The organism is Anaerotignum sp., from assembly GCF_040307045.1.
GTDB lineage: Bacteria > Bacillota > Clostridia > Lachnospirales > Anaerotignaceae > Chakrabartyella.
The window spans coordinates 1-23,357 of record NZ_JAWRKF010000003.1 but is presented as its reverse complement, the minus strand read 5'-3'; the positions used below and the strand labels follow the sequence as shown (position 1 = coordinate 23,357).

29 protein-coding genes, 1 tRNA gene and 1 riboswitch are annotated in these 23,357 nt (G+C 34.8%); all 30 genes read right to left on the bottom strand.

Going from position 1 to position 23,357, the window contains the following annotated elements; all coding sequences use genetic code 11:
• Nucleotides 1-560 precede the first annotated feature (560 nt).
• Entirely contained in the window at nt 561-1,865 is a 1,305-nt protein-coding gene (gene thiC, locus ABVZ64_RS01995) for a phosphomethylpyrimidine synthase ThiC (RefSeq protein ID WP_352399430.1), read from the bottom strand.
• A gap of 74 nt (nt 1,866-1,939) precedes the next feature.
• Nucleotides 1,940-2,044, bottom strand: a riboswitch (TPP riboswitch).
• Nucleotides 2,045-2,236: 192 nt separating this feature from the next.
• Nucleotides 2,237-2,935, bottom strand: coding sequence for a nicotinamide riboside transporter PnuC (gene pnuC, locus ABVZ64_RS01990; protein ID WP_352399391.1), 699 nt, complete (start codon nt 2,933-2,935; stop codon nt 2,237-2,239).
• Nucleotides 2,936-3,478: 543 nt separating this feature from the next.
• Nucleotides 3,479-3,562: transfer RNA gene (locus ABVZ64_RS01985), tRNA-Leu, on the bottom strand.
• A gap of 114 nt (nt 3,563-3,676) precedes the next feature.
• Nucleotides 3,677-5,497 carry a sensor domain-containing diguanylate cyclase gene (locus ABVZ64_RS01980; RefSeq protein ID WP_352399390.1) on the bottom strand — a complete coding sequence of 607 codons (1,821 nt, stop codon included), beginning with the start codon at nt 5,495-5,497 and terminating at the stop codon, nt 3,677-3,679.
• 1,078 nt (nt 5,498-6,575) lie between these two features.
• Nucleotides 6,576-6,869, bottom strand: coding sequence for a hypothetical protein (locus ABVZ64_RS01975; protein ID WP_352399389.1), 294 nt, complete (start codon nt 6,867-6,869; stop codon nt 6,576-6,578).
• Nucleotides 6,870-6,941: 72 nt separating this feature from the next.
• Entirely contained in the window at nt 6,942-7,082 is a 141-nt protein-coding gene (locus ABVZ64_RS01970) for a hypothetical protein (RefSeq protein ID WP_352399388.1), read from the bottom strand.
• A 14-nt stretch (nt 7,083-7,096) separates the two neighbouring features.
• On the bottom strand, nt 7,097-7,300 hold the full coding sequence (locus ABVZ64_RS01965; protein WP_352399387.1) for a hypothetical protein: 204 nt from the start codon (nt 7,298-7,300) through the stop codon (nt 7,097-7,099).
• Nucleotides 7,301-7,304: 4 nt separating this feature from the next.
• Nucleotides 7,305-7,763 carry a hypothetical protein gene (locus ABVZ64_RS01960; protein WP_352399386.1) on the bottom strand — a complete coding sequence of 153 codons (459 nt, stop codon included), beginning with the start codon at nt 7,761-7,763 and terminating at the stop codon, nt 7,305-7,307.
• 70 nt (nt 7,764-7,833) lie between these two features.
• Nucleotides 7,834-8,859 carry a hypothetical protein gene (locus ABVZ64_RS01955; protein ID WP_352399385.1) on the bottom strand — a complete coding sequence of 342 codons (1,026 nt, stop codon included), beginning with the start codon at nt 8,857-8,859 and terminating at the stop codon, nt 7,834-7,836.
• A gap of 14 nt (nt 8,860-8,873) precedes the next feature.
• A complete protein-coding gene (locus ABVZ64_RS01950; protein ID WP_352399384.1) occupies nt 8,874-9,857 on the bottom strand; it encodes a siphovirus ReqiPepy6 Gp37-like family protein in 984 nt (327 codons plus the stop codon).
• 3 nt (nt 9,858-9,860) lie between these two features.
• A complete protein-coding gene (locus ABVZ64_RS01945; protein WP_352399383.1) occupies nt 9,861-10,721 on the bottom strand; it encodes a phage distal tail protein in 861 nt (286 codons plus the stop codon).
• A gap of 13 nt (nt 10,722-10,734) precedes the next feature.
• Nucleotides 10,735-12,690: a phage tail tape measure protein gene (locus ABVZ64_RS01940; protein ID WP_352399382.1), complete on the bottom strand. Its 1,956-nt coding sequence runs from the start codon at nt 12,688-12,690 to the stop codon at nt 10,735-10,737.
• Entirely contained in the window at nt 12,683-12,919 is a 237-nt protein-coding gene (locus tag ABVZ64_RS01935) for a hypothetical protein (protein WP_352399381.1), read from the bottom strand. Before ABVZ64_RS01935 ends, ABVZ64_RS01940 begins: the two co-directional genes overlap by 8 nt.
• Nucleotides 12,920-12,966: 47 nt before the next feature.
• Nucleotides 12,967-13,323: a hypothetical protein gene (locus ABVZ64_RS01930; RefSeq protein WP_352399380.1), complete on the bottom strand. Its 357-nt coding sequence runs from the start codon at nt 13,321-13,323 to the stop codon at nt 12,967-12,969.
• Between the two features lie 63 nt (nt 13,324-13,386).
• The gene (locus ABVZ64_RS01925) at nt 13,387-13,929 is read right to left on the bottom strand and encodes a hypothetical protein (protein ID WP_352399379.1); all 543 of its coding nucleotides are present in this window, start codon (nt 13,927-13,929) and stop codon (nt 13,387-13,389) included.
• Nucleotides 13,930-14,313, bottom strand: a complete 384-nt coding sequence (locus ABVZ64_RS01920) for a hypothetical protein (protein WP_352399378.1) — start codon at nt 14,311-14,313, stop codon at nt 13,930-13,932.
• Between the two features lie 10 nt (nt 14,314-14,323).
• Nucleotides 14,324-14,662, bottom strand: a complete 339-nt coding sequence (locus tag ABVZ64_RS01915; RefSeq protein WP_352399377.1) for a hypothetical protein — start codon at nt 14,660-14,662, stop codon at nt 14,324-14,326.
• Nucleotides 14,649-14,954, bottom strand: coding sequence for an HK97 gp10 family phage protein (locus ABVZ64_RS01910; protein ID WP_352399376.1), 306 nt, complete (start codon nt 14,952-14,954; stop codon nt 14,649-14,651). The genes ABVZ64_RS01915 and ABVZ64_RS01910 overlap by 14 nt, the downstream gene beginning before the upstream one ends.
• Nucleotides 14,951-15,247, bottom strand: coding sequence for a hypothetical protein (locus ABVZ64_RS01905; RefSeq protein WP_352399375.1), 297 nt, complete (start codon nt 15,245-15,247; stop codon nt 14,951-14,953). Before ABVZ64_RS01905 ends, ABVZ64_RS01910 begins: the two co-directional genes overlap by 4 nt.
• Nucleotides 15,244-15,498, bottom strand: coding sequence for a hypothetical protein (locus tag ABVZ64_RS01900; protein ID WP_352399374.1), 255 nt, complete (start codon nt 15,496-15,498; stop codon nt 15,244-15,246). The genes ABVZ64_RS01905 and ABVZ64_RS01900 overlap by 4 nt, the downstream gene beginning before the upstream one ends.
• Before the next feature lie 56 nt (nt 15,499-15,554).
• Nucleotides 15,555-16,382, bottom strand: a complete 828-nt coding sequence (locus ABVZ64_RS01895; protein WP_352399373.1) for a hypothetical protein — start codon at nt 16,380-16,382, stop codon at nt 15,555-15,557.
• A gap of 36 nt (nt 16,383-16,418) precedes the next feature.
• A complete protein-coding gene (locus ABVZ64_RS01890; RefSeq protein ID WP_352399372.1) occupies nt 16,419-16,970 on the bottom strand; it encodes a capsid assembly scaffolding protein Gp46 family protein in 552 nt (183 codons plus the stop codon).
• A 124-nt stretch (nt 16,971-17,094) separates the two neighbouring features.
• Nucleotides 17,095-17,859, bottom strand: coding sequence for a minor capsid protein (locus ABVZ64_RS01885; protein ID WP_352399371.1), 765 nt, complete (start codon nt 17,857-17,859; stop codon nt 17,095-17,097).
• On the bottom strand, nt 17,849-19,168 hold the full coding sequence (locus ABVZ64_RS01880; RefSeq protein WP_352399370.1) for a phage portal protein: 1,320 nt from the start codon (nt 19,166-19,168) through the stop codon (nt 17,849-17,851). Before ABVZ64_RS01880 ends, ABVZ64_RS01885 begins: the two co-directional genes overlap by 11 nt.
• 11 nt (nt 19,169-19,179) lie before the next feature.
• A complete protein-coding gene (locus ABVZ64_RS01875; RefSeq protein WP_352399369.1) occupies nt 19,180-20,424 on the bottom strand; it encodes a PBSX family phage terminase large subunit in 1,245 nt (414 codons plus the stop codon).
• A gap of 460 nt (nt 20,425-20,884) precedes the next feature.
• Nucleotides 20,885-21,304 carry a phBC6A51 family helix-turn-helix protein gene (locus ABVZ64_RS01870; protein ID WP_352399368.1) on the bottom strand — a complete coding sequence of 140 codons (420 nt, stop codon included), beginning with the start codon at nt 21,302-21,304 and terminating at the stop codon, nt 20,885-20,887.
• Between the two features lie 133 nt (nt 21,305-21,437).
• Nucleotides 21,438-21,995 (bottom strand): M15 family metallopeptidase, encoded by a 558-nt coding sequence (locus ABVZ64_RS01865; protein WP_352399367.1) that lies wholly within the window; start codon nt 21,993-21,995, stop codon nt 21,438-21,440.
• A complete protein-coding gene (locus ABVZ64_RS01860; RefSeq protein WP_352399366.1) occupies nt 21,988-22,197 on the bottom strand; it encodes a hypothetical protein in 210 nt (69 codons plus the stop codon). Before ABVZ64_RS01860 ends, ABVZ64_RS01865 begins: the two co-directional genes overlap by 8 nt.
• Nucleotides 22,190-22,372 carry a hypothetical protein gene (locus tag ABVZ64_RS01855; RefSeq protein ID WP_352399365.1) on the bottom strand — a complete coding sequence of 61 codons (183 nt, stop codon included), beginning with the start codon at nt 22,370-22,372 and terminating at the stop codon, nt 22,190-22,192. The genes ABVZ64_RS01860 and ABVZ64_RS01855 overlap by 8 nt, the downstream gene beginning before the upstream one ends.
• A 74-nt stretch (nt 22,373-22,446) precedes the next feature.
• Nucleotides 22,447-22,971: a hypothetical protein gene (locus ABVZ64_RS01850; protein ID WP_352399364.1), complete on the bottom strand. Its 525-nt coding sequence runs from the start codon at nt 22,969-22,971 to the stop codon at nt 22,447-22,449.
• Nucleotides 22,972-23,357: the final 386 nt, after the last annotated feature.

Below are 23,357 nucleotides of genomic sequence, written 5' to 3'. Positions count from 1 at the left end.
AGATTCATCTGATTTTTTTGCTCATTTGACCCCGTTGAAATTCTAGTTTTTTATGCTTGTTGTAAATTATCTGGCGAAATAATTTTTGTTGTTATTCCCACCCTCGTTCCATTAACCACCACCAAAACACCTTACCCTTACCATTATCCAAGGTTTTTCACACTTCAATCCCTACTACTAAGTAGGCCTTGCTGAACCAGATCTGAATGTTCATTCCCTATCTATCATCGTAACCTTCTCTGTCCTTCCCATCAGTTCATTAAAGTAGTAAAGAGCCCCCTACTGCTCAAGTTATATCATTACTATTTAACACCCTAGCAATTTTTACTAGTACATCTAATTTTTACTCTTTATCATCCATTTAGCCACCCTCTCATAACTTATTACCATAAACCAACCAATTTTTTCCACATTCAGTTTGGATTAGTATACCACGTGGAAATGAAAAAAGTCACATATGAGTTTATTTCTCACATATGACTTTGGAAATAATAGCTATAAATCAAAATTTCAGTGAAACGCCAAACCCTGTCCGACTATTGTTACATTATGTATACCACTTACAAAATATCAATATACTCGTTGTTTAGCGCCTTGTTCATACTCCTTACTGCACAAAATTTGCCGCACATAGAGCAGGTATCGTCAAATTCAGGAGTCCTATCCTCTCTTATGGACTTTGCAAATACAGGGTCAATGGCACATTCCCATTGAGTCTCCCAATCCAAATTACGCCTTGCTTCACCCATTTTGTCATCTATATCCCTTGCATGGGGGATATGTTTGGCTATATCCGCAGCATGAGCCGCAATTTTGCTTGCAATGATCCCCTGCTTTACATCATCAATATTAGGCAATGCTATATGCTCAGCTGGTGTAACATAGCACAAAAACGCAGCCCCCGCCATGGCAGCAACAGCTCCCCCAATTGCAGCAGTAATATGATCATAGCCGGGGGCAATATCCGTAACAATGGGACCAAGAACATAAAATGGTGCACCCATACAAATTGTTTGCTGAATTTTCATATTTGCCTCAATTTGATCCAAGGGGATATGACCAGGCCCCTCTACCATTACCTGTACATCTTTTGCCCAGGCCCGTTTTGTCAATTCACCCAAACGCACCAGTTCATCAATCTGGCAAACATCTCCGGCATCAGCAAGGCAACCTGGCCTGCAAGCATCACCCAGGGAAATGGTAACGTCGTATTCCCTACAGATATCTAAGATTTCATCGTAATATTCAAAAAAAGGGTTTTCATTGCCTGTCATGCTCATCCAAGCAAACACAAGGGAGCCGCCCCTTGAAACAATGTTCATTTTACGCTTATGTGATTTGATTTGTTCTATGGTCTTCCTGGTGATACCGCAGTGAAGGGTCACAAAGTCCACGCCATCTTCTGCATGCCTTTTAATCACATCTAAAAAATCCTTAGCTGTCAACGTTGCCAAATCTCTTTGATAATAAATTACCGAATCATAAACAGGAACGGTACCAATCATAGCTGGGCATTCAGCCGTTAGTTTTCTTCTAAAACCAGTTGTATCACCGTGGGAAGAAAGATCCATAATTGCCTCTGCCCCCATTTTTACCGCTTCCATGACCTTTCTAAGCTCTACATCGTAATCTTTGCAATCTCTTGAAACGCCAAGATTTACATTGATTTTTGTTTTCAGCATAGCGCCAATGCCGTTGGGGTCTATGCAATTGTGATTTTTATTCCCACAGATAACGATTTTGCCTTCGGCAACATTTTGTCTAATAAACTCTACGTCTCTTAACTCTTTCTTTGCCACAATTTTCATTTGCGGTGTTATAATTCCTTTTTTTGCAGCTTCCATTTGTGTTAAATAACCCATAATCAACCTCTTTTCTTAATATGAAATTAATATTAAAATTAAAAAAAGCAGAAGACTCCTAATTTAGGTATCTTCTGCATCAATAGCAGTGTGCTTCCTACGTTGGCATTATCCAAATCAGGTTAAGGGTCGAAGTTAAAACTTCCTCTCAGCCTGTTACACAAGCTCCCCTGCTTATTTTTCATTTTTTCAATATAACACATATGGAATAAGAAGTCAAATTTCCATGGTTGTTCTCTCAAAGATAATTCGTAAACCTATAGCACCCAGACAACACCCTAATTCGCCATAAATACACTTGTTTCAACCATATTTTTAGGTGCTAATTCGTTTGACTGAAACGTTATAGCCCAAGCTTGGAAAAAGTTCTGATTTCACGAATTCTGGGCTTGCCGCCTTTCCATCCTACGCCAATTGATGAATCCATAAATATCATTAACAAGGAAAGCTAGAAAGCAAACAACAACAGACAAATATGAAACATCTTCTCGGCTTGCCAAAATCCACAAAACAATCAGCACCACGTCATTGACTGCATATCCCACAGCAAAAAAAGGACTTCTTCTGAAAGTAAGATAAACTGCAACAAAACTTGTTGTTACAGAGATAGTACTTGGAATAATATTTGTAGTATGAAAATATCCCAAAATAAAATAGAACCCTAGGGTAACCACAATGGTTACAATCCACAAAACTCCCCATTCTCTTCCAGATAGGCGATTCACCCTCACCTCTGCCCTATTACCGTTATACGGGTTTTTTAGCCAAGAAATCAAAGCAAATACTGCCATGGGCATGGTCATTCCCAGATAAGTCAGCATCTCTCCATAATAGGCAAAAGTAAATGATATGATACCATAAATTAAACTAAACACAATCGTAAGCAATTGACCAAAAGGATTTCCTTTGGCATTAAAAATCAGTGAGGTAACGCCAATTAGCGATGCCAAAAGAGATAAGTAGTTTTTTCCATCAAAAAGATAAAAAGCAATTGCTGTCATGAAAACAGAACCAATCCACAGTATAAGTTCCCATTTAGAAAAATAATTCATATTTAATCTTGTTTTTATCATAAATCCTCCAAAAAAATAAGCATCCTTATACACATCTTCTTCGACCTAACGATGTGTAAAGGAATGCTTCTCGCATTTCTACCCGGTGGCAGATACTATATTTCATGTTATATTAGTACTAAAACCATAAAAAATCAACCGTTTAGAAATAAATTTTATGTAAAAGGTATCTGCATCTATTTCATATTTTTTTATAAAAACCTTTGACACCTCTGTTTCTACCTTTGAAAAACCCAGCCATTACACCATAATACTAAAATAACCCCCCAGTTTCACCACCTTGGTAGTGACTTCATTTTGAAGCAGGAAAGCTACCTTTCTGAATTACGCTTACGGCCAAATAGAATTGGTGTTTTAACGTTTTCAATATTTTTCCATATTCCGTAAATTTTTTCATACCCCATGGGTATTAGTTATTTAACAACTACTTACTTATGTGTATAAGACAAGCTTTATTCCTCTTTATTAAAAAAACTTTTTGGCTATCAGGATAAAATTAAAAAATCAGGTGTGAGTTACACTCATACCTGACTTTTTCTTTAGTGCGGATGGTGGGACTCGAACCCACACGATATCACTACCGCCAGATTTTGAGTCTGGTGCGTCTGCCAGTTCCGCCACATCCGCAAGGAAAACTGCTTGACCATAATAACATATTTTTTTACACAATGCAAGTATTTTTTTATATATTTTTATCTTTTTGTTTCTAATATATTTATGGCAAACGAACCTTCTCATAAGTTAGTCTGCCATTGAATAGCTATTTTTGCCCGATCCTTTAACTTTATAAAGGGCTTTATCTGCTGCCTCATAAAGTTGATTAAAGCGAATGCCGTCCTTGGGATAACATGCAATGCCAATGCTACAAGTAACAACTGCTTCATCAGACTTCAACTCTGCCTTTTCTAGGGCTTCACAGATTTCTGCGGCTTTTTTTGTTGCTTGCTCCTCACTTACATTTTTCAAAAACACAACAAACTCGTCTCCACCAAGGCGACCCACATAATCACTGCTACGCACACTGGCTTTTATTATTTCGGTGGTGGTTACTAAGGCATGGTCACCCAATGCATGTCCATACCCATCGTTGATTTGCTTAAAGTTATCTAAGTCCAAAATCATCATAGCATGCCTTTTGTTTGCCAACTCAGGCTCATCAAAACATAAATTCACGCTATTTTCAAAGGTCATCCTATTCAAAGCTCCAGTTAATGAGTCTTTTTCCACTTGCATCTGTAATTTTAGAATCTCTTTCATCTGCTGATCAATTGGCACAATCATGCCATAGCATTTTATGGGAGCACCTCCCCTATCATGCCAAACACGATAAACAAACTGGTGCCATTGTATGCTTCCATCCTTACAAAGGGTTCGATACTCAATACTCCCTGTTTCCTTCCCTGCAATTAAGTTAAGACCCATCTTCTGAAAAGCCTCTCTGTCTTCCTCTAAAATATAAGGATGAGGCTTTTTAAAATCACTGATGGTTTGGAAAGAGGGCTCTCTGCCAAACTGCTTGTAGTAGTTGTCATTCACCACAAGGATATCTTTCCCATAGTCGCCTTCAAAAGAAATCATTCCCGCCACTTCTTCCGCTAATTTGAACCGCTCGTGTTCTTTTTTAATGGATAAAGTAGCCCTTGCTATAAAAGCGTATAGGATCACACATGCTGCCCCACAAAGCAAGATAATTTTAAAAATTATATTTGCACCTAATAACTCAAACTCGCTTGCACAGTGGGAAACAACATAGTCTGGTGTAGAACAAAACAGATACCAGTCATGAATACCTAAAGGAATATAGGTCATAAAGCGTTTTTCTTCCCCATTGTTATGGCTAAAAATGCTAATTTCATTTTTTTCTATGTTATGTTGTATTTCACCAGTTTCTATATTGTTTGCCTCCAGATAAGTAAAAATATTGCTGTAGTCTTGCAAAAAGTTTCCTTCGCCGCCTTTGCTTAAAATATTTCCCCCATTATCCATCACATAAAGAAAACTATTTTTATCGTAAAAATTATGATAAATTGAATTTACTATCAAAGGATGATTCAGCGTTCCAATCAAAACAGAAGTAACAACACCGTCTCTATTTATTAATGGGATGGAAAGTACCAGTTGAGTCCGTCCATCCACCTCATTATGAAAAAACCCAAGGCTTCGCATACCATGCACGGGGTCTTTAAAAAACGTTTCACCAGAAACATCTATCCTATTCCCTTGTTCAAATTCGACTACTCCTGTCTCAACATTGGCAATCCCAAATTCATCAAAGCAACTATAAAAATCCATATATTGCATAAAATCATGAATATCATTGGTTGAAAACTCATTTAGTCCCATTATGTATTTTGCCACTGCATCCAACAGGTTATATTGCTCCTCAATTCGTTGCAAAAGGTTAACCTTCATGGTTTCAGCGTGCTCATGGAGGATGTAATCCCTTTGTTCGTGAATGATTCTTTTGCTTTGTTTTGAATACTCTACAACCTGAAAAAATATTGCTCCAAAAAACAGAAAGATAATTAGAAATATCCACAAGAATCTTTTATTTCCCCGCATATACGGCCCTCTCAAATTTTCCATACAAAGAGAACTTTTAAAAAGCTCTTAACAGTATATTGAGTTACATTTATCTGTAATCTAATATACATTTTTTTCGTCAGGAATACAAGCAGATGGGAAAAGAAAATATATCTTCGTATTTTGATCTCAAACTGTTTTTCTTTCGTCCTCTCCTTTTTGACGGAAACAAAACTAATTATGATACCTTAAACTTCCCAAATTTATTATGAAATTCTTTGGTAGCCTATGCCTTCTAATAACTTTGATAAATACCTTTTAAAAATGTTAATTATATTTCTTTTACTCAATAAATATAAAATATCTACTTTGTTAAAGCTCAACGTGAAGATAACCTTCAACAATATACAAAAGAAACACAAACAAAATAGCTATTACCCCTAATAGCTTATCTATGACTTTATTTTTATTCACATTATTGCCCTCCTTGTTAAGATAATTCTCAATAACTGCATATTATAAAAAAAATTTTTGTGCTTATTTATAATTTTTTTCTTAATCAAAATAAATACTATTTGAATTTATTTTCCTTTCTAAAAAAAGTCCTCTTCTTTGTTAAAAACAAAGAGAAAGGACTTTATCATTTAAACATGAAATGGACAGTTGCTTTTCATTTCAGTATATTGGTAAGTTTATATAAACTTAGTCCAGGCAATACAGATGGAAAAAAGCATATGTAATTTTGCCTTTATTTTGCGTTATCAACGGAGTACATATGGGCAATCAAATCAACAACTTTGTTGCTGTAGCCCCATTCATTATCATACCAAGCCCGTCTTGATTTCTAAAAAACCAAGCAAATAAAACATCCTTTATTCAATACTTCGAATCTGTAAAATCAAGGGTTTCAAGAGTTTTAGTCAAAAATCAAATAATAAAATTTTACTTTCTATTACGAGAAATGAATTGTTTTTCATACCACATCATTATCATACTAAAACACACTTTATTTTTCGTACTACAATGAAGATTATCATAATAGAAAGCATATGTCAAATAGGTTTTTAAAAGAAAAAAAAGGGTATATAGCACCTACACTATATACCCTAAAATTTTCCTACATCGTTCCCCCACTCATTAAATAACCAACCAAAGCACCCACAACGACAGTAATCACCCGTTCAACAACACTGTCCCATCTCTTTGCAGGTTTATCAGTAAGTGTTTTAACATCTTTTTTAATTTCTCCAACATCATCCTTTATGTTGTCTTGCTCATTTTTCATAACTGATACCGCAGCAGTTAATTTCTCTAAGTTGTCTTGTCTTTCCTCTATTTTTTCAATTCTGTATTTGTTACTCTTGCTACGAGCATCAACTTCAGTAAGTTTAATTGCTTCATCCTGATTCATTGCACCAACTCCTATAATCAATATAAAAAGAGCTGTAATAAATACAGCCCTTAATTTTGTAAAACTTTAATTTTATCCCATTAATGTTACCAATTCCGTATACTCTGCTTCTGTAAGACGATTATTCAGCAGAAATAAGTCCATCTTTTTCAGCATATCTTGCTTATCATATGTACCCCTTGTTACCATTGTTTTAATCCAATTAAATAACACTTTACATTCCTCCTTTATTGTTTAAGCTCCATCATCGTTGTTATGTATTCCATATTGATAGCCATTTGCATAAGTGTCTGTTCCTTAGGAGAAAGTGGTTCTGGTGTAGGTTCTGATTGAATGTCAATGCTATTAACACTCTTTTTTACAACCATTCCATTAGAATAAGTAATAACTTTATATTCACCTATAATTTCTTCTTTAATAATCTCAAGCATTTTATCACCCCATTAAACCATAATTTAAAAGTACATAATTTTTATCATCGGTTACATTAGATGAAGCTAATATACGAAGATTCCGTGAAAATTTTAATAACGACCCTAAAACTACACTTTTAGTAGAGATATTTCCATCTTTAAAATTATTTAAATCTACTACTGATTGAACGGCTCTGTTTCCAAATTCAATATACCTACTTGTGGGTTGTGTTATAAAATCAAATAATAATTCATCATCAACATATACTTTAATCCGCATTTCTGTACCTGTCACTGAATAACCGCCAATTTTAGCAATAAATCCTGACCCATTTATATTAATTAGTTCTGTTTCAACACTTGGAATATTGTATAAATTTGTAGAAATATAGTTCTTACTAGCTACAATCATATCTTTTTCATTTCCGGATATAGCATCATGCTTAATTCTCTGGATATCACTTCCACCTAAAATTCCCATTAAATCACCTTTCCTTTCTTTAAATTTAATGTGAGTAAAATAACCATTTTACATTTACTATAATCTTCCATTAAATAACCTCGCTAATATAAATTCCCGTGGCTGCGTCCTTATATTCTTTCTTTGTTTTCTCTTTTATAACTGTTATACCATCTGTATCAAATACTTCCTGTTTAAGCATATAACAGTTGACACCATTCACACTCTCCTGCCATTCTGTCTGTCTTGCAATCAACTTATCGTCAGCAGTTGCATTTATTGTTGTAATATACTTGCCTTCTGCATTCTTAGGATGCTCTTTGTATTTGCAACCATTTAGTTCAGACCAATTTTGGAAATAAAATGACTGCAATGTGGCAATGTTGTTCTTAGCTCCGTCAAACCATCCTTGAAATGCACTTTGTTGTGTGTTAAATTCATTCTGCTGTGTAGAAGTTTGTGTTTGCCAACTATTTTGCTGTGTTGACATTTGTGTTTCCCAATCTGTGTTTTGTTGTGCTTTTGTTTCATTCCATTCAGCAATCTTTTGGTTGAGATAGGTTTCATATTGATTGAAAATCTCTGTTGTATCCACTGTATCAACTACCGCATGAACGATACCACAAACCGCAGTATTGAGCCTAGTGTCGGTAATATCTGCTTGTGTGATAGCTTGTGTGCCACTCTTAACAAGCACCTCTGCAAGTTTTAACTCGTAAATATCGTCATTCCGCAATAATACAGGCGGTAGGGGATTTGCACTAGCAACTCCTTCTTTACAAATGGTTTTTATCCATCTTTCAACATGATTTAATTGCAAAACAATATAATCTTTTCTGTTATACGCTGGATTGCTAGGGGAAATATTGATAAACATATCTTCTGACAAGATATAACCATACCCGTTGATAAATCCACTACCTTTATGTATTGTAAGCACCATGTTACTATTTAAACTCTCAATTTTTAAACCGTTTGATGGATTTGGGTAAACACCGTTTGATATAAATTGTGAAAAATAGTTTGCAAAATCTTGTTGCTTGTACGCTCTGTCTGGTCTACCGTCTGCATCTTTAACACTTCCGAACGGGAAACTAACTTCTTTTATTTCTTCCACTGTATCACTTCCTTTTATAGATAATCTCCAAATGTAACCGCCAAATTTAAACCAGAAGTGTCATAGAATTCTTCTACCTCAACTATGTTTTTTTGGATTGTTACACCTAACTTTTTATTAATGGTTGTTACTACGTCACCCAAATTCCAATCTTTTAAATACTCAAACTGAATAGAATTGGTATCCATCACAGTGTCCATACTCTCTAATATTTTGAATTGCTGTAAATAAAGCTTGCCTTGTTCCTGTGCTGTTGAGGTACTTTGAGAATCTAATTTCATATATGTTTCTTTTCTGCCTAACCCCTTATTACCATCATTAACAGTAATAGTTGAACCTTCATTGTCTTCTACAATACAAGTATTTTTATTTTGCGTGGTATTGAGGTAATATTCTTGCTCTATTACATTATTAAACTCTTTACTGAATTTTACATCAGTTTGAATAATACCCTCATACAACTCAAATACATATCTTTTGTTTGGTATATCATAGTTAACTCTAAAGCCTATATCGTACTGTTGGGTAACTTCCTTTAGAATGGTATAAACGTCCACATTCTCATATTTAACGCTAATACTTGGATTGTTTTTTAAACTAACTGCCCCCAAAATCATATTAGGAATATTTCTATTGATATTGGTTGCATTGATGAAGTTTTCATTTAATAGCTTTGTTACCAAATTGGATATGGTAGTATCCCCTATAAAACTTGTCATTCTACTTTCTAAAATGCATGATATGCACTTTCCAATGATTGTTAGCTTCTCATTCCCGTAGCTATCAGTAGTAACATTTTTCTGTAAGATAAAACAGGCTTCATTATTTTGCTTATGGTAAAGCACACTGTTAATTCTCAATAGCTTAAACACTTCTTCATCAAATGGCATTTCAATCTCACATTCCCCAATATCATTAAACCGCCTAGTCCAACGCAATGAATCATATTGAGTAATTAGCCCCTGCAACACAAAGTTTTCATATACATACAAATCCATAGCTTACACCCCCAAAAATCGTGGCGTATAATACACAATCACATCTAAATTAATTGTATTTTCATCTGCAATGTAGCTTAATTTATTCTTGCCAACTAACAAATTAAAGAAGTTGCTTTCAATGTCAAGGTAACGGAAACCGTTAATGGTACTATTAACAGTAACTTTTTTCTTTTCAGGATAGCTGATAACCTCAATGCTATCCCCTTTTTCCATTGAATAGTTTAACTTAATAAATTCACCCGTTAAATCATTCATTATCTTAGGGTTTTGAACCGTTCCCCCTCTGGCTTTAAATAATACCCTTACACCACTCTCTACGTCACCCTGATTATTAAATTCCGTCTCAAGTACAGAATCTTTTAAGCTGAAAACCATTCCTTCTTCTTGCTCAATAACCAAAGGGAAGGTTAGCATTGGCATAAATAGTGCAAGATATTCTGTTTTTTCGGTATTTTTCCAAAATGGATTGCAAGCCATCAAAGAAACCTCGTATCTAATCAAACCACCGTTAGCGTTAATATCTGGTATCTGTTCGGGGATAACTTCAATTTCCTTTACCTCATTTTCATTTTGATAAATCAATTTCCCCTTTAAGGTTGGATTGACAACCTTTGTTAAATTTCTTATTAATGCTTTTGTTGTTGAGTTCTTGTCAATAAGTCCAGATAAAGAAATGTATCTGCTTTCTAATGTGTTTGAGATATAATTCTCACCATGGATAAGGTTTGTCTTATTGGTTGTGATATTGTTTTTTGTTTCTTCCTCAATATTTTCGACAAAGTAGGCAGAAAAAGGAGAAAATTCAATTTCCCCACCCACTTCATTTCTGTAAATTATTTTTGTACTTTTTGTGATTAGCAAATCGAATCCCTCCTTATGCCAGTCCTAATTTTCTTATTGTTTTCTTTGTCTCTCTTGCAACTTCAAAAGCTGTTCTTTCTTCTTTGACACCATAGAAGTTATTTGTAATATTGGCATTATTAGTGCTGTTGCCTTCGCCTTTACGGTATCTATCAGCTTCAGCTTGCGTGAGTACCATTTCCCCTTTGTGAAGAATAGAATTATAGCCATCAAAAGGGACATATGATAAACCGTTTCTATGACTACCGTCGGAATCATCGTCTGAATCGTCATTCATTTCTGATTTGCTTTTTCTCCAGAAGGTTAGCTTGTCAGTAAGCCATGATACTTTCTCATCAACCCAACTTTTGATACCTTCCCATACTTCCTTAATGCCATCCCATAAACCTGTGAAAATTGCTTTACCTGCGTTTTTGAAATCTTGAATTTTATTATTAATAGCAGTTTTAATTTCTTCAACCTTTGTGGTGATTGTTGTTTTAATGTTTTCCCAAACCTCAGAAATCTTGTTGAATAAATCCTCGCATTTTTGTTTTACGGTATCCCAGTTCATGTAGAGGGCTACCCCTGCTGCAACCAAAAGTCCAATAGCTGTAACTACCGCTCCAAATGGATTGGCAGCCATAACCGCATTTAACGCAGCTTGTACCGTAGTAGTCCCTGTGATAGCTGTTTGTACTGCTGTAAACAAAGGTAGTATAGTATTGATTACATTAAACGCAACAAACCCAGCCACCGCTCCTGCCAAGATAGGTATAATGATATTAAGGTTATCCGTTACAAAAGTAATTGCACCACCTATACCTTCCATAATCCCCTGAAAGGTTGCTTGTATCTGTGGCATATTTTCTTGTATGTAATTAGCAAACTCATTCAGCTTTGGCAACAATCTTTCACCCAATGGAATCATTAAACCTGTTTCCATCTGCCTACCAATACCTTGGAACGCATTACCTAAACTGTCATACTTAATCTCTTTGATTTTTTCCAAATTGTCTGCTGTCTTGTCAAATTCCCCATTGGTATTGGTGAGGGCTTTTACTGCATCTTCCCCCATATCTTCCCACATAGTTCCAAATAGGTTAACACCTGCAGTATTTTTTACAACTTCATCGTCACAATCATTCAATGCCTTGGTAACAGTTTGGAAAGCTTCGTTGGCACTCTCTCCACCTTGAGCAAATTTAACTTGTAACTCATCGGCATTTAATCCTAACGCTTGATAGGCTTCTATGGTTGTGTTACTGCCATCCTTGGCTCTGATACCGAATTCTTTCACAGCATCCCCAAGTTTATCTACATCAAAAACACCTGTTTTTGCACCGTTTGAGAACATATTAAACATTTCTTCGCTATCTAATCCAAGTTGCTGAAAATGTACAGAATACTCATTAATACTATCAAGCAAGTTTCCATTCTTATCTAAGCCATTTTGACTGCCTTGTGCAATGAGATTAAAAGCTTCTTCGGAAGTAATACCAAACTGCTTCATCATCATATCGGCTGCACGAGTACTTTCCTGTACTTCAAAACCAAAGGTATCACGCAAGGCAATAGCATTTTCTGTCATTGTTTCCAACTCGTCCCCTGCAAGCCCTGTTTGGTTCTTTACCTCTGCCATAGCAGTGGCAATATCCTCAAAACTTTCACCGTAATTATTGGCATAAATATTTTTTAGGGATTCTTCTAGCCCTTGCATCTCTGCATCGGTTGCCCCTGTTTGTGTTTGAAGGGTATTAAACGACTGCTTTAACTCATCAGCCTTTTGCACACACCCTACAACAGCATCAGCCGTCTTCTTAATTGCCACACCAATGGCAAATCCAGCCGCCAACTTTTTTAATGAACCAGCCAAGCCTATACTTTTTCCATCTGCATTTTCAACTTTACCGCTGAAGTTATCTAGCTGTTGGATACTATCGCCACTATCCACCTGTAATCGTGCTACTAAAGCACCCATATCAATCATTCTTTTCACCTCCAAACCGTTCCTTTAATTTATTTCTATCTGGTGTTGTTTGCTGTAAAAGCCAACATTCCTCAAGGTATTCCTTGCCTTCCTTGGATTGTTTTAAATCGTAAATAAAAGCATCTCGAAAAAGTAGCTTATAGGTATCCATCCCAAGGTTTAGACATTCGTCAAAATTCAACCCTGAATAATCGGACACCTTTTTTAATTCCCCTGTTTCAGTTGTCAAGTATTCCTTGACTTCCTCCCCTGTATCAGAGGGCATATAGGGGAGAACTATTCCCCCATTTTCAGATTTTGGTAATAGAATTCAAAATATTCTTGTAAAGTCACAAACAAAATATCGTAGTTGATTTTCTCAATATCTTCCTTTGTGATTTCAAGCAATTCTTTTTTCTTTTTAAGCTTATTTATAAAACCCTTTTTTTCGATATAAACAGGTTCACGTTTACTGAAAATACGAAACATTAAATTATATAAAAACTCTTGCGCCATTTTTTCGTCCATATCTTTATCACGTAAATCTAAGAAACTAAGTTCCATTGCTCTGGTAGGTTTATCTAATCTTAATACGCTACCATCAAGCCATTTGATTTCGTACTTCTCGTTTACCGCCTTTTGCAAATCTAACATTTACTCCACTCCTTTTCCATAGAAAAGAGGTGTACCCTAGAATAAAGTACACCCCTAAATCATTTACGCTTTAATTGTGTTATCTTCTTCATTATACAGAATCAAAGTACCTTCTTCATCTAAAGCAGTCGCTTTAAACTCTGTATTTACAACAGTTTCTTTGTCTTTGGCAAATGCAAACTCAATAGGTGCCTGATTATTACCAACAATTGTTACCCTTACATCACCATCGGCAGCATCTCTATGTAAGAAATGAATCAGATACTTCTTCCCATCAAAGTTATTAGCACCACCGATTTTAACAGTTCTTGTATGTTTAGTAGCATCCTCAGTTACTCTTGCTGTGGCACATAACTTTTTAATCGTATTACCATTTAACGTAGCAATACCAGTTTTCAGAATTGCTGTTTCTTTTTTGAGATAACTCTTACTAACTCTACCACTGTCGACTTCTGCGTCATACCATTCTACGTTGTAGCTAATAGTAGCACCGCCTTGGATTTCGGCAAGTAAATTTTCCATTTTCTCAATTTCGGCATATTCTGGAATTGTTCCTGTATATTCCATACAGAAAACATCACCACTACCAAGTAAGATTCTTTCCATTTATATCATCCTTTCCCTAATTGTCAAAATAAAATAAGCCTTAATGATGTGTTGTTTGGTTTCTTCAACATAAAGACTCCCTCCACCATTTAAGGCTACGTTTAAAATATCATTGTTTAATTGTTTGTTGCCTATTGTAACTAATAGCTGTTTTACTCTATTTAGCATACTTTCAGCCTTCCCATAATCGGGACTAATACAGTTTATCTCTAGTTTGCTTTGTGCCTTAATTCCATCACTTGAGATGATAAAATGCTTATAGCTAATACAAGTTTCAGCCTTCCCTTTGTTCATGTAGATTTTGGTATCTGATACCGTAGCACCTAAGAGGGAAGATAATTCACTATCAGCTTTTAGAATTGTTAAAATTTCATTCAGCATCATTAATCCCCCTTTATAAAGCTTGTGCTAGTTGGAAAGCTTTTAACATTTTGGGGAACATAAATGCAATCCAATCTACTATTTCTTCATTATTTGCCCAACTTTCATCATTAAGCCCACTTTCCGATAAGAAAGCATGAATTAACTCGTGACGTATGACTTGTTTAATGTAAACACCAATATCTCCTATTGCATTGCTATCGTGATTTTCCGAGACATCAACTGCACAAACTTTTGTGGTAAAATCGTGATAACCATCACAATTTTCCAATCCATAATCTTTTATTTTATTAGTTAATTTAAGAAGGTACTCCGTCCCCAAAACACTAATGTTATATTCATTTTCCATCATCAAGCACCCCCTTAAAGCAATTCAATATTTCTTGTAGGTTTTCCTGTATACTTTCCTCAAGAAATGGATTCTTTTCATGGTGGTATGGAGCGTACTCAACATTACTGCCAATGTAACAAGTGCCACCCTCTACATCATGAGTAATACTTTTTCTCAATGTGCCTGTGTCAACACCACATTTAACTTTTGCACTGTTCTCTACAATGTACCCTGCTTTATCAAGCCCTTTTTCAATGGCAGAGGGAAGTACATCTTTAATAAAATTCTCTATGTTTAAAGAAATTTCGTTCATACCCTCACCTCTTCCAAGACAAGCTGAGACAACCGCCCATTGATAAATGAGGTAATCTTATATTCATGATAGGAATTACAGATTTTATATTCCTCACCAAGTTCAAATTTATTGTAAGGTGTAACCCCTTGCCATGCTTTCACGAAATAACAGGTATCTGTACCCATTACTCTTAAATGCTGTTCATTGGTATAGACTTGAATATCTTCTAAAAATTCAATGTCGTTCTTACTGTTGCCATAATTGTCAAAGGTTTCTACAAGCTGATACAATTTATAAGTTTCATATCTCATAGAAATCTCACCTTACTTTTTAGCTTTGCTACACTGTCCAACATGACTCTTATATAATAAGGATAGAATTCATTATAGTTTTCTGTTGTGCCAGAAATTGAAATACTATTCAAACCCTCATTACCTTCTTTGGATTTATGACATTTAGCCATTTCCTGAATAATGGTAAGGTGCTTTGGATTTGATTCATCGTATGGAATATTGGTATAGGCTTCAAATACAGCTTTTGCCACTTCTAAATACTGTTCCATTTATCTCACCTCTTTATAAAAGGGGCATCCATAATGGACACCCCCTCATGTTAAACTTAGGCAACTTTCTTTGTAAGTTTAATTGCCTTTTTCTCGTTATCAAGGTAAACAATACCTGCAAACTTAGTTACAAAAGTTTCCTTTTCCAATTCGTTGTATACGTCAGTAGTAACAGTTGCATCGTTCTTGCACTCATAGACAATTGTGTCTTTAGACGCAATAATTGCTTCTTCATCACCCAATTTGTTAGAAATTACAATGCTCAAACCGTCTACAGTTTTCACCTGACCAGAGAAAATAATTTCGCCATTGTTAGCAGCCTTAACCTCTGCGGATTTCTTCAACTGAGAATACATCTTAGGAGAAACCAGTAAAAACATTCCTTCTCTTGATTCGAGGTTCAATGTTGCAAGTGCATCCTCTACAGCATCCCAGTTAAATGTTGTATATTCACTTGTCTTTGTGATGCTTCTCAATGCTGTATAGAAACTATCATTAATAAAGTTGTATGTAGTTTCTGCGTTTCCATTTGCCATCATAGTTAATACATTACTATTCTGACGCTTCATTTTGTCGGTTACATCAAAAGCCTGCTTAAAAGGTTTGATTCTAAGTTCCTGTGTTTTGTAGGAAAGCTTACCTCTCTGTGCTGAAGGTACTACTTCACCAGTATCAGCATCTACTACACCACCCTCATAGGTATATGTAATCTTTCTGATTAAGTCACCATCTTCACCCTGTAATGTAAATTTTGTGGTGAATAAATTCTTTGCATTAATCAAAGAAGTAATTGCTGTTTCAAACGCATTCTTTACTATCAGTGCTTCAAAATATCCTGCTGTTGTTGCCTGTGTTGTTGTTACATTTCCGTTAATCGTTGCCATGATTTATCATTTCCTTTCTATATAAGAGCCTATTTTTTATTTTAAAAAATCTGGATTGCTCAAAAGATAAGCAATCTTTTCATCATCATTAAGTTTCGCAAACTTTTCTTTTGTCATTCCTACCTCTAATCCAATTGTAGAAGTTTTTGGAGTATTGCTACCAATCCGCTTTTCAACCTCTGCCTTGACTGCTGCCTTAAACAGCTTGTCCAAGCTATCAATTCTTACCTGTGCTTCCTCCACATCGTCACCAATCTCAATTAAATCTGCAAAACGTGTATCCAAACCCCTAGCAGATAACACTTTAGTGATTTCAGACTTGTTTTGCATGATATTAAATTCTCTTAGTTTTTCTTCCAACTCAGTAATACGCATATCCTTTTCAGCCTGTTTTCTCTGCTGTTCATCCAAGCCAGAGAGAGAAAGTTTTTTCTCATAATCTTTCTGTTGTTTCTTCAATGCCTGTGTTACTCTTTTATCGGATTCAGATTGTAATAAAGCCATAACCTCTTCTTGAGTGTATGTCTTATTTTCTGTATTTTCAGTTTCCTGTGTTTCATCAACATTAATGTTTGTATTTTCTTCCATAATTAATTCCTCCTATAAAGTTCTGGCAATTTGCCAACCCTTAAATTATCGTATATTGTAGTTGTTTCTTTAGTGCCTAACCCCTTGAAAAAGGCAAATAAAAAAGACACTCTATAAAGTGTCATCAATCTACTACTATCAATATGGTACTTCTCGAATTTGGATGGATTGGCGGCATATGCTCTGTATCAGTCAAAGGAAATATTTTCCCATCCAATTCCATACATTCCTCACAAGTCTTTTCATCCTCATAAGCTAGAAATTGATAACTCGTATATCCTCTGTCCATTGCCTTTTGTCGGCAACTCTCATTAAATATACGTCCAGTTTCCGTTACGGTAATCCGTTTGCTACTGGAATAAGCCACATTCATTCTTTCTTGCAATTCCTTTGCTACTTTGCGTACGTCTTTACCCTGTAAAGCAGACTTAGTAACGCTATCTTCAATTTGAGTGCGTAACTTATCCATATCACTCCAAATACGTTCTGAAAAATTAGCATCTTTGTAATTTTGGTTGATTATCTGATTTGCAACCTGTTCATCCAAGAATGAGAATGTCCCCTTTAAACCTAGAAAGTTATCCATAGATTCGTATCCATTTTGAAAAGTTGCAAACAAGCCTATTTGCATATACTCTATGTTTGTTTCTCCAAGTTTTTTTAATTCCTTGGAAAGTAAGGCTTGTAAGTTGGACATTCTATTTCTCTGATACAATGCTGATTGAGATATTTCACCCTCACCAGCCATATCAAGCCATATATTAAGCAATTCACCTTTAATATTATTAAACGCCTTTCTATATAGCTTTTTAAGTGGCATAGTGACTTGCTTTTCTGATAACTTGAGAGCGTTATCCATTCTTTCAGCCCAATAGGTTTTATTGTCCATCTTCATCACTTCCACTCAAAATATCATCATCATATGAATTGATAGAGTTTTCTTTTTCCATTGCTGACAATTCACCGTCAATATCTGAAATGAAAGGGATTTGAGATAATAATGAGCGTTTACTAATATAAGGAGCCATTTTAGCCACAAAATCACCTATGCTTACTAAATCCAAGGGGATGTTGCGTAGGAATGTAATCTTTAAATCCTCAATAGTAATATTGCTACCTAAAAGATTGTGGTAATTGCATACCATCTCCCAACGGTTTAATAATGCTTTGCGGAAGTAAGTTTCCTTAGTGGCACATTTCTGTTCCAATGCAAGCATGGAAAGTTTTGCAGCGGTTGCAGTGGTATGACTCTTATTCTCTAACTCACTGATACAAGAAAACATTTTAATATCACTTGCTAATCTGTTTTTATAGTTCTCATTCTCAGTATCGTTGGAATCCTTATTCAGCCAATGAACATCTGACTGCATCCCTTGTTCCGTATCTTCAATACAAATAATTCTATTTTGTTTCATTGCAATAATAGCTTCTTCGTCAAGGTTAGTATTGCGGAAACATAAATATGAATCATTTAATTCTTCCCTGAAGTTTGCTGTGTCAGATAACGACAAATCATACCCATCAATTAAAGTATGTACCTTCTCGGCATCCCCTGTTAAATCTTCGTTGTTATAGTAGATATTAATGGGAACTTCTTTGAAGTAGTGGCTTTCCTTACCAGTGCAAACCGTACCATTAATTGACTTGCTATAATAAGTAATCTGACGGCTATCATAAACTTCAATGTTAGTTGTGGTTTCATTGGTAAGAATGTCTGTGCTATCCCAAAAACGAATACAGTAAATCAATTCCTTAGTAATATCAGTTGAATAAATAGGTATTACTGTACTAGGTTCAATTTTTTCAAACTGTACTTGTTTATCTCCATTAATAAAAAGAAGCTCTGCAGCAACCCCATAAATTGAGCAATCTTTTGCTAAACTTTGGTTGTGAGAAACTTCTTTTACTGTGTATGAAGATAAAATATTTTTCAATTCTTCGCTTTGGGTGTCGTAAGTCACAGGCTTTCCAGCAAAATAACCTGATATGAGTGTACAGATGTATTCACTCCAAGGTGTAGCTATTTTTGAATTTGGTTTCGTAATATCTTTAAATGTACGGTTCATAATGGTATCATTTTTACAATCAAAATACCGCTTATTCTTTAATAATCTCGGCTGATAACGAAACTTAAAATCTTCAATGTATTTTTCAATACGTTCTATTGTTAATACTGTGTTTTTATCTAGGTAATACAATTTCTCACCCCTTATAATTTTATGGTTAATATGTTGGCTTTTTTCTTGATAGACTGAATAGAATAACGTAGGGCATCAATCGCATGGTTAAAATCATCAATGGGGACATTAATGTATTCTCCCGTCTGCTTATTTTTCTCCCAAGTATAGTTATCCAGTTCAAGGATAGTATTTTCACATTTCTTATGGACAATAATTTTATACTCTTGCAGCTTATTGATACCATGAAGAATACTGTCCTTCCCTTTGCGACATTTACGAATTCTATCTAAGCCCATTCTCCGCAAATCGGTAATATCCTTTGGATTCGCACAATCTGCGACAATAATATTCTTATGCCATCCTTTTTCTTTGACTTCTCTTGCAATGTCAGTATTCAGCATACCTTTTTTATAAATTTCATCACAGATATATAGGGTTTTAGTCTTTTCGTCTACCAATGATAGAATAACCGTTGTCGGGTCGTTGCTGAAACCAAAGTCCATACCTGTACAAGTAATCAATTCATTATTATTCTTAATTAATTCGTTTACATCAAAATCCTGCACTTCCCAATTATTAAAAATAAGCTTGTCCGTAGTTTGAAACAAACCATTTGCAAGAATATTATATAGTCTTGGATTTCTTTCTTTAATGGGAAGTAAAACCTCATCATGGTATGTATCGGGTAGAAATTTATTGTCTCGATAGGTTGTTTTAAGAATTGTCGTATTAGCTGGTACTATTTCAGTGTCATGCCCAAAATAGGAATAACACCATGAAGCCTTACTCATTGGATTGTAAGATACTATTACCTGTAAATTTTTATACTTCTTAGAACGAATTGAACCATTCAAGGCAATAAAATCATCCTGTGAAAATAGGTTTGCTTCATCCAGATATAAGTCTGATATTCCAGAAATACCTTTAGCTTTTTCTTCATTGTCCAAACCTTTAAATATAAACTCGCTACCATTAGGTAATTTAACTGTCATATCAGAGCGGTTAATTTCTACTTTACCAATTTTTCTTATCTGCCATTCGTCCAATAACTCCATTAATTCACGCCAGATACCTTGTTTAATTGCATTTGTTGTTTTCATCATGCAAAGGATTCTGCGTTTATCTGTTAAGGATTTGTAGAGTAACTTTTGAAATATAAATTTTGTTTTCCCCGAACCTCTACCTCCATAATAGACTTCATATCTATTTGAATAGTCTGTTAAGTATGGAAAGTATACAGGGTTGAAAATATTTTTATCTAATGCTATGTTCAACTGTAGAATCATCTCCTTTTATGTTATATGTGGTTCTTGGGTTTAAAATAGGCTGTGAGATATATGTAGGGTAAAACACCCCACCCCATACTCCCTTAGAGGGGTGTCCCCCCTACCCCTTATTTACATCAATTCACACTGTTTTCATTGTGCAAATTAACAACGATATTTCATTATTTTCATAACTAAATTTCCTCTAATCTTATGTGCAATCTACACAACAAAAAGGCTTGAAATTTTTATTTCATGCCCTTATTCTTCTATATTACCATTGTGCAGATTACACTATAATTCTATACACGCTACAACCCTAGTAATATCAATCATTCTTAACACTATAAGATAACTTATTATTCGCATAACATTTCTTTTGCGAATAGATAACTTACAGTAAAGTAATAGAGTATTAAATTATTTGTATTGTTCCAAAGAATATCATTGTGATTATTACCAATCAAATTTATTCCTCATTTTCAGCGTTTTCACTACCATCAAAGAAGGAAACTACAATGTTTTCTGTGGTATTTTGAGTGACTTCCAACTTATTGTTTAAGTAAAAATTCTTCTCATCATCCTCTAGCACCATTCTAATAGCTGGCATTACATCTCTATAGCTTGCATTCTCAAGTACATCTCCTAGTCTTTTCCAAGCTTTATTTTTGAATTGTCTTCTCAATACTTTTCTTTCTTTTTCCAATTCTTCCATAAATAAATCTTGCTTATACCAATCGTAATATGTACTACAAGGTGTACCTACAGCTTCATATACTTCCTTACCTTTTTTCCCTTCATATACAATCAAATAAATAGCTTCTATCTGTTGCTTACTCAATCCAGTAGTAGGAATATATCTTCCATTTTCATCTCTATATTTTGGCATTTAATCACTTCCTTTCATACTTACTGAGAGATTTCTTTGCTTCTTTTATCATTTCTTCGGTTATTGTAGGTTCTTTTTTATTAGAATCTCTAGTAGTTTTCATGGTGTATACATAATTTCTATTCATAAATTATCACCTTTTCAATACCGGAATACTACCTTTGTTACTAACTTTCAACCCCAACACATTTGCAAAATCCCTAGTCTTAATATAAGTAATTCCATCCTTGCGAATCATATCAACCTTACATTCCTTGCCATCTACAATAATAGTACCTTGTTCTACCATTTCATCCTCCTGCTTTGGTGCTTTCCAATTAGCTGTAATCTCAAAATGTGGCTTGTCTGGTGTACTCCAAGTACCACCCCAAGTGATACCTAACCCCTTTGCAATCTCCCCACACTTATTAAAGAAAGCACTATCAGAATACTCTTGTCCTCTTACATTCTTGCAAATATCCCATGCCATTCTACCAGTATGCCTACTATTTTTTGTCCATGTAACAATATTTCCTGCCCTAGTTCTGCCTTGTTCATATAGCCAATTCTGCCGATTCTGTGGACGGTAAGTTTCAGTAATGCAAACATTCAAGCCAGCCTTTTTACACTCGTCTAGGAACAAATTACAAGCTATTTGAGCCAATGGAGATAACTCTTTAATGTCTCTGCAAGCCTTGGTTATATCACTCATTGTCATTATCTCCCTTATCATTTAATTTCTTGATTTGTGTGCCAAAATAGAAACCAATTACCACTGTAAATATGGTTAAAAACTGTTCTCCTGTTATCCTACCGACAATAGCCAAATAGGAAAATACGCCACTTAGTAGAATTGTAACAATACTTTTTACTGTCAATAAATTCTGGATTGTTACCTTTGAATTTTCACTCATGTTTTCTTACACCTACCTTAAGTTTAAAATAAATTTTCTTGCATGATACAAATAGAAATTTAAAAAATAACTCAATCAAGCTTGCCACCAGAATAAGCACAGGTGTAATAATAATTGTAAAAATAATGCTCATGCTAATTAATGTCCATAGTACAGAAAATGTTAAAAAACTCATATTCATTCCTCCTTGTGTGTACAATAAAAGGGTGTGTATAATTGACACACCCCTAAACAATGTTTACCTCTGAATTATAACTCTTCGTCAATATCCTCAATATCAAGCAGTCTAGCGTACTTAATCAACCTATGATTATTTTCTTCGCACCAATCAGAGAATTTATTGATATTTACAAGTAAGCCTGTTACCTCTCTATTATCAATAGTCTTGGTAATGCTCCGTAGGCTTAACTTATGGCTGTCTATGTATTCCTTCAAACTGTCCTTAGTGTACATCCACAGAATACCGTTGTATTCATCAATGTAACAATAGCAGTTAGCTTTGGAATTGTAGTACCAACCTTTTTTACCTCTGTCTTGATAAGTCTCAATGAACATATTCCCTGACCTGTGCATCACCGAATCAAATTTTACATCAAATCTTGCTGTCGTGCCATCCTGATACTGGACAATAAAATCAATACCACTTTCAATGCCTAGAAATCCATCTGTACCTACATTAATGCAGATAATACCTTTGTCGATACAAAAGTCATGAAACCATTTCTCGCCAATCTTGCCATGCTCTAAATCTTTGTTAAATTGCAAATTGCTCATTCTGTTAATTCACAGCTTCCTTTCATGTGTGTTAGTAGTTTATTGTTGTTTACCCTATAAGGATTGCTTAGTGGGTATTAAAATAAAATCAAAAATTATAATTACAATGGGGGTTTGGGGGAAATGTAAAGGAATAATGGAACGTAGTGACATTATGACTTTCCCCCAAGTAACAACCAAAGACAACCACTATTCAATATTCCATTTGAAATAAGAAAAGTAACACCTTTTAAATCTCTATATAGTATAATGGTACCTGTAATCTAGACAGGTTACTTCAAATTTCTTAGTGAATTCTGTTATAATAAATACATCTAAAAAAGGACGGTATTCACATGAAAAAAAGACGTAGTTTTACACCAGAATTCAAAATACAAGTTGTACTA